This is a genomic window from Campylobacter sp. (assembly GCF_017646085.1).
In the GTDB taxonomy this organism is placed as follows: domain Bacteria; phylum Campylobacterota; class Campylobacteria; order Campylobacterales; family Campylobacteraceae; genus Campylobacter.
In genome coordinates this window covers 1-5,739 of record NZ_JAGCNF010000126.1, presented here as the reverse complement: position 1 = coordinate 5,739, position 5,739 = coordinate 1, and the positions used below count along the sequence as shown (strand labels likewise).

The 5,739-nt window shown below is 34.4% G+C and carries 7 protein-coding genes and 1 pseudogene; all 8 read right to left on the bottom strand.

Annotation, left to right across the window (positions count from 1 at the left end; genetic code table 11):
- Positions 1–851: pseudogene (locus J6V67_RS06715) on the bottom strand (RNA degradosome polyphosphate kinase); the annotation flags it as partial.
- 3 nt (positions 852–854) lie between these two features.
- The gene (gene lpxD, locus J6V67_RS06710) at positions 855–1,814 is read right to left on the bottom strand and encodes a UDP-3-O-(3-hydroxymyristoyl)glucosamine N-acyltransferase (protein WP_291860567.1); all 960 of its coding nucleotides are present in this window, start codon (positions 1,812–1,814) and stop codon (positions 855–857) included.
- Positions 1,814–2,278, bottom strand: coding sequence for an acetolactate synthase small subunit (ilvN, locus tag J6V67_RS06705; RefSeq protein WP_291860564.1), 465 nt, complete (start codon positions 2,276–2,278; stop codon positions 1,814–1,816). The genes lpxD and ilvN overlap by 1 nt, the downstream gene beginning before the upstream one ends.
- Positions 2,279–2,280: 2 nt before the next feature.
- The gene (locus J6V67_RS06700; protein ID WP_291860561.1) at positions 2,281–3,957 is read right to left on the bottom strand and encodes an acetolactate synthase large subunit; all 1,677 of its coding nucleotides are present in this window, start codon (positions 3,955–3,957) and stop codon (positions 2,281–2,283) included.
- A gap of 111 nt (positions 3,958–4,068) precedes the next feature.
- Complete coding sequence (locus J6V67_RS06695; RefSeq protein ID WP_291860558.1) at positions 4,069–4,683, bottom strand: HAD family hydrolase; 615 nt, start codon at positions 4,681–4,683, stop codon at positions 4,069–4,071.
- Positions 4,676–4,993: a hypothetical protein gene (locus tag J6V67_RS06690; protein ID WP_291860555.1), complete on the bottom strand. Its 318-nt coding sequence runs from the start codon at positions 4,991–4,993 to the stop codon at positions 4,676–4,678. Before J6V67_RS06690 ends, J6V67_RS06695 begins: the two co-directional genes overlap by 8 nt.
- Complete coding sequence (locus J6V67_RS06685; RefSeq protein WP_291860552.1) at positions 4,990–5,376, bottom strand: rhodanese-like domain-containing protein; 387 nt, start codon at positions 5,374–5,376, stop codon at positions 4,990–4,992. Before J6V67_RS06685 ends, J6V67_RS06690 begins: the two co-directional genes overlap by 4 nt.
- Before the next feature lie 10 nt (positions 5,377–5,386).
- On the bottom strand, positions 5,387–5,739 hold a 353-nt coding region (locus J6V67_RS06680), incomplete at its 5' end, for a thioredoxin fold domain-containing protein (RefSeq protein ID WP_291860549.1).

The following is a 5,739-nucleotide window of genomic DNA, read 5'->3' as shown; positions in this document are numbered from 1 at the left end:
TTATATTCATAGATATCTTTATAAAAGATTTTCATATGTAAATTTAGAAAATCTAAAATCTCAGGATCACATCCAGAATCTATTTGAAGTCTAACAAATGCCCCTTTTCTACGAAGCTTAAGCCCCTGCTCTAAAATCATCATAAAATCATCGGCTTCTTCTTCTTCAATTACCATATCAGCATTTCTTGTTACTCTAAATGCACAACTACTAAGCAGTCTATATCCTGGGAAAATTTCAGCTGCATGCCTATGAACTATACTCTCAATTGGTACATAAATTCCATCACCAGCATAATAAAATCTAGGCAAGACTCTACTAATTCTAATCATACCAAACTTAATAATCTCAGGGTGAGCATCATCGCAAAGCTTAACTGCCAAAGCAAAGCTAAGGTTATTAAGATGCGGGAATGGGTGCGTAGGATCAACCGCAATTGGCACAATAACAGGTAGAATGTTTGAGAAAAAATATTCATCTGCTCTAGATTTTACTTCGTCGCTTAACTCTTCATAATTTTGGATAAATAATCCATGTCCTGCAAGCTTGCTAACTGTGTCTTTATAGTAATTTTCTAGTACCTCTTGTTCATCTTTTAGGTATTTTCTAATCTCTCTTAACTGATCTAGCGGAGTCATCTCATCGCTACCGCTTACTACGATACCAGCAGCAAATAGCTGCTTAAGTCCTGCGATTCTAATCATATAAAATTCATCTAAATTTGTACAGTAAATCGCTATAAATTTAAGTTTTTCAAGTAGTGGAAGATCCTTGCTACATTGTGCTAAAACTCTAGAATTAAACCTAAGCCAAGATAATTCACGATTTATAAATTGATCCTTATTTTCCATATTTTACCTTTTTGCTATTTTTTTGCTACCAAATTCACGCAAGAATCTAGCCTGTGTTTTAAACCACTCTTTAAGTTCCATAATAGGATATCCGCCATACTCTTTGCCGCCTTCTAGATTTTTTGATACACCGCCACGCCCAGCTATTTTAGCAAAATCACCTATACTTAGATGTCCAGCAGTACCGCTTTGTCCACCCATTATTACATTACGACCAAGCTTAGTACTACCTGCTAAACCAACTTGAGATACTAGAATGCTACCATAGCCAATTTCACAATTATGACCCACTTGTACTAGATTATCAATTTTGGAGTATTTGCGAACTATTGTTGGCTCAAAAACCCCCCTATCTATTGTAGTACAAGCACCAATCTCTACGCAATCTTCTAAGATAACCCAGCCATTATGATAAATTTTAATATGTTCGCCAGTCTTTGTATGAGCATAGCCAAATCCATCGCTACCGATAACTGAATTTGCATTTATAATGCATTCATTGCCAATTATACTATCAGCATAGATTGTTACATTTGGATGGATTATACAATCATTGCCAATTTTAACATCATCGCCAATGTAAGCTCCTGGCATTATTAGGCAGTTTTTACCGATGCTTACACCATTTCCTATATAAACATTTGGCATTATAGTTACGCTCTCATCAATATTTGATGGTTTAAAATCTCTAATTAGCGCCTTAGCAAAATGCTTAGATAAAATCGCAAAAGCAAGATGCGGATTATCTACTACGACTGCTCTTCCATTTACCATCTCAACCATCTCTTTTGTTACAAGGATAGCACCGGCTTGACAATCTGGTAAATATTTTGTATTTTTAGATGAATCACAGTAACTCATTTGCGCTCTTTTAGCTAAAGCTAGTGAGCTAAGCGATACTATCTCCATATCATCGCCACTAAATTCCAATCCCAAAATAGAGTAAATTTGACTTAATTTCATTACACTTCCATCATTACTGAGCCGCTACGGACTATTTGAATTGGGTTGTATTTTTTCATCACCTTAATAAAACAGTCGATTCTAGTAGAGTTATCACAACCCATTATAATTATATACTGCTCATTAGCATTAGCGACTATAGCATTATATGATTTTAATATCGCATCTAATCCGCTAAAGTCTTCACTAAGTGAAATTTTAATCAATGCCATCTCTTTTTCTACATACTCACCACTATCATCGATAACTTTATAGGTAGGTATTAGCTTATGAAGCTGCTTTACAATCTGTTCAAATACTCTAGCATCACCACTAGTAGTAATTGTCACACGAGAGAATTCGCTCTCTGGTATCGGTGCTACTGTTAAAGAGTCGATATTGTACCCACGCCCAGAAAATAGTCCAACTATACGGCTTAAAACTCCATGTTCATTTAATACAATTGCTGAAATAACTCTTCTCATTCCTACTCCAATATCATATTATAAATCGCAGCACCAGCTGGAACCATAGGCAAGACATTTTCAAATCTATCTATCTTAACCTCAATTGCGCTTACGCTTTCACACTCTAAAGCAGCAGCTAAAGCAGACTCAAATTCAGCCTTTGTAGTAGCTACAAAACCCTTACCGCCAAAACCTTCACAAATTTTGACAAAATCTGGCTGAATGCTAAGATCTGTATTAGAATATCTCTCATCATAAAAGAAAGTCTGCCACTGACGAACCATACCTAAGAAATTATTATTTAAGATAATATTTATCACACGTTTTTTATTTGCTACTAGTGTCATTAACTCTTGAATATTCATCAAAAATCCACCATCGCCACTAACTGCAATAACTGGCGCATCACTAGCCCATGCTGCTCCCATTGCAGCTGGTAAGCCATAGCCCATAGTGCCTAGCCCGCCACTTGTAAGCAACTGCCTAGGGCGATTAAATGGGAAAAACTGCGCTACCCACATCTGATGCTGACCTACATCAGTAGCGATTATGCTCTCTTTAGGTAGCATTTGCCCCATTTTTTCAATTACCCATTGTGGTTTTAGTACTTCATCGCTATCTTTATAGCTAAGCGGATGAAGTTTTTTATAAATTTCAATCTGTTCTCGCCAATTTGCAAACGGATCTCCACTAATCTCTAATCTATCATTTATCTCAATCATTACATTTTTAAGATCGCCAACTATTGGATAATCCACGCTTACAATCTTGCCAATGCTACTTGGGTCGATATCAATATGTATAATTTTGGCATTTTTGGCAAATTCACTAAGTTTACCAGTTACTCTATCATCAAATCTAGCTCCAAGACAGATAATAAGATCAGCCTCGCTCAATGCCATATTGGCTGCATAGCTTCCATGCATTCCAACCATTGCTAAGTTTAATGGATTAACTGAAGTTAATACTCCAAGCGCCATCAGGGTTTCTACTGCTGGAATTTGAGTGGTTTGGATAAATTTTCTAATCTCATCACTAGCGCCACTACTTACTGCACCACCACCAATATATGCTATTGGTTTTTTAGATGATAAAATAGCTTCGCAAGCTTTTTTGATTTGATTAGGGTGACCTTTTATATTTGGCTTATATGTCTGCATTTTAATCTCACTAGGATATATAAAATCCCCAACTGCAGCCGTAACATCCTTTGGAATATCTACATGCACCGGACCTGGGCGACCACTTCTAGCTATATAGAATGCCTGTTTTAAAATTAGTGGTAACTCTTCAATACTTTTGACTAAAAAATTATGCTTTACGCATGGTCTTGAAATGCCTACTGCATCAATCTCTTGAAATGCATCTGTACCAATAAGCGGTAGTCCTACTTGTCCGCTAATAAGTACTAGTGGAATAGAATCAGCATAAGCCGTAGCTAGTCCTGTAATCGCATTTGTAAAACCTGGTCCACTAGTAACAAATGCTACACCGACCTCGCCACTAACTCTAGCATAACCATCAGCCGCATGTAAGGCAGCCTGCTCGTGACGTGTTAGGATATGTGTAAAATACTCTTGTTTATAAGTTTCATCATATATATTTAGTGCTGCGCCACCAGGATAGCCAAAGACAACGCTAACACCTTCATGTTTTAGCGCTTCGCTTATCATTTGCGAGCCATTTAGCTTCTTCATATTTTCACCTTTAATTAAAATTCTTTGATTATAGCATTAAATTTTAATCATAAAGTTTAAAAATATGATTTTTAGTTAAATAAAATTTCTAAATGTATCAAATTTACACAGTTAGCCTATGTTTTTTATAACTTCGTTAGCGTTTTTACAATTTATCTCATCTAAAATTTGGATATCTCTACCCCAAGTTACATTTATATATTTTATATTTGCGTTTTTAGCCGCCATAGAATCCTTATAGCTATCACCAATAAAAATGGCTTGTTTACCAAGGCTATCCATAATTAAATTTAACATATTAGGGGCTGGCTTGCATGGAACTTTACTACTAGCACCTATAATCATCTTAAATTTATCTAGAATTTTAGCATTTTTTAAGATTATCTCTAGACTAGAATTAGGTGCATTAGACGCTACTGCCATAGCATAATTTTTATCCTCGCAATACTTCATAACCGCCATCGCCTCATCATATACTTTAGCATGTAAAAAGTAATTTTTTTGATACTCATCTTCAAAAATTTTCATCATATTGTTACTGATTCTATCAACACCATAAAACTCTATCATATAGTTTTTTGCCGGATTGTTAATAACTTCAATAATATAACTATAACTAAGAGGAGTTAAATTTAACCCTTTTCGCATATAATTAATAGTCTCACAAATAGCTTTTGTGCTATCAATTAGCGTGCCGTCCATATCAAAAATTATAACTTTACTCATAAATCTGACCTTTATGCTTATCTTTTTTATAGCTTTTTGAATTTTTGAGCTTTTCAAGAGAATTAGCAGCCTTTAAAAGCATTGCCTTATCATCTATGGTAATGACTAAATTTACAAACTCACAAAGTGATTTTGCATATGGTTGATCAAGATAAACTGGCTCTATTTTAGCTAAAATTTCTGCATTTTTCTCTACTAACGTGCGAAATTTAATACTATCATAATCATCACGCTTTAGATTTCTTATAACTAATTTAGCAAATTTTTCAAGCCCTCGTAGGTATTTAACTCGCTTTACTTTATCATTCATGGTTTTACTATATCTAACCCTATTTGTGATGCTAGTATCATACCACCAGAGAGATTTATCACATCTTTATAACCATTTTGAACTAACAATTCAGAGGCTCTTAGACTACGTACTCCACTTCGGCAAATTATAGCAATTTTCTTATTTGGATCGATTTTCTCCTTGATATTTTCTAGAAATTTCTCATTAAATTCACCATTGTTATCAGTTAAATTTACTAAAATAGCACCCTTTAAAACTCCCTGCTTCCACTCATTTGGAGTTCTAATATCGATAATCTGTATACTATTATCACTCATTACACTCTTATCAATATCTACAGAAATATATTTAGCCATCGCCATCGAAGTTGCAAAAAACATAACTACTAACACCTTTATCATTTAATTTGCCTTAAATTTGATTTAGCCTTTGTAGCAACTCATTAGGACTAATTAATCCAGTAATTTGAGATTTTAGCTCACCATTATTATATATTAATAAAACTGGAGGTCCATAAATTTGATACTCTCTCATTAGCTCCTCATTTTCTGGGCTTGATTGGCTTAAATCAATCTTTATTAGTATAAACTCATTAAGCTTCTTAGCTACATCGCTTTGGGTTAAAACATCTCTTTCAAGCTCTTTACAATTAACACACCAACTCGCCCAAAAATCTATCAAAATTGGCTTTTGACTAGATTTTATAATCTCTTTTAGCTCTTTTAAATTGGTTACATATTTAAAATTAATATTACTTTGATCTT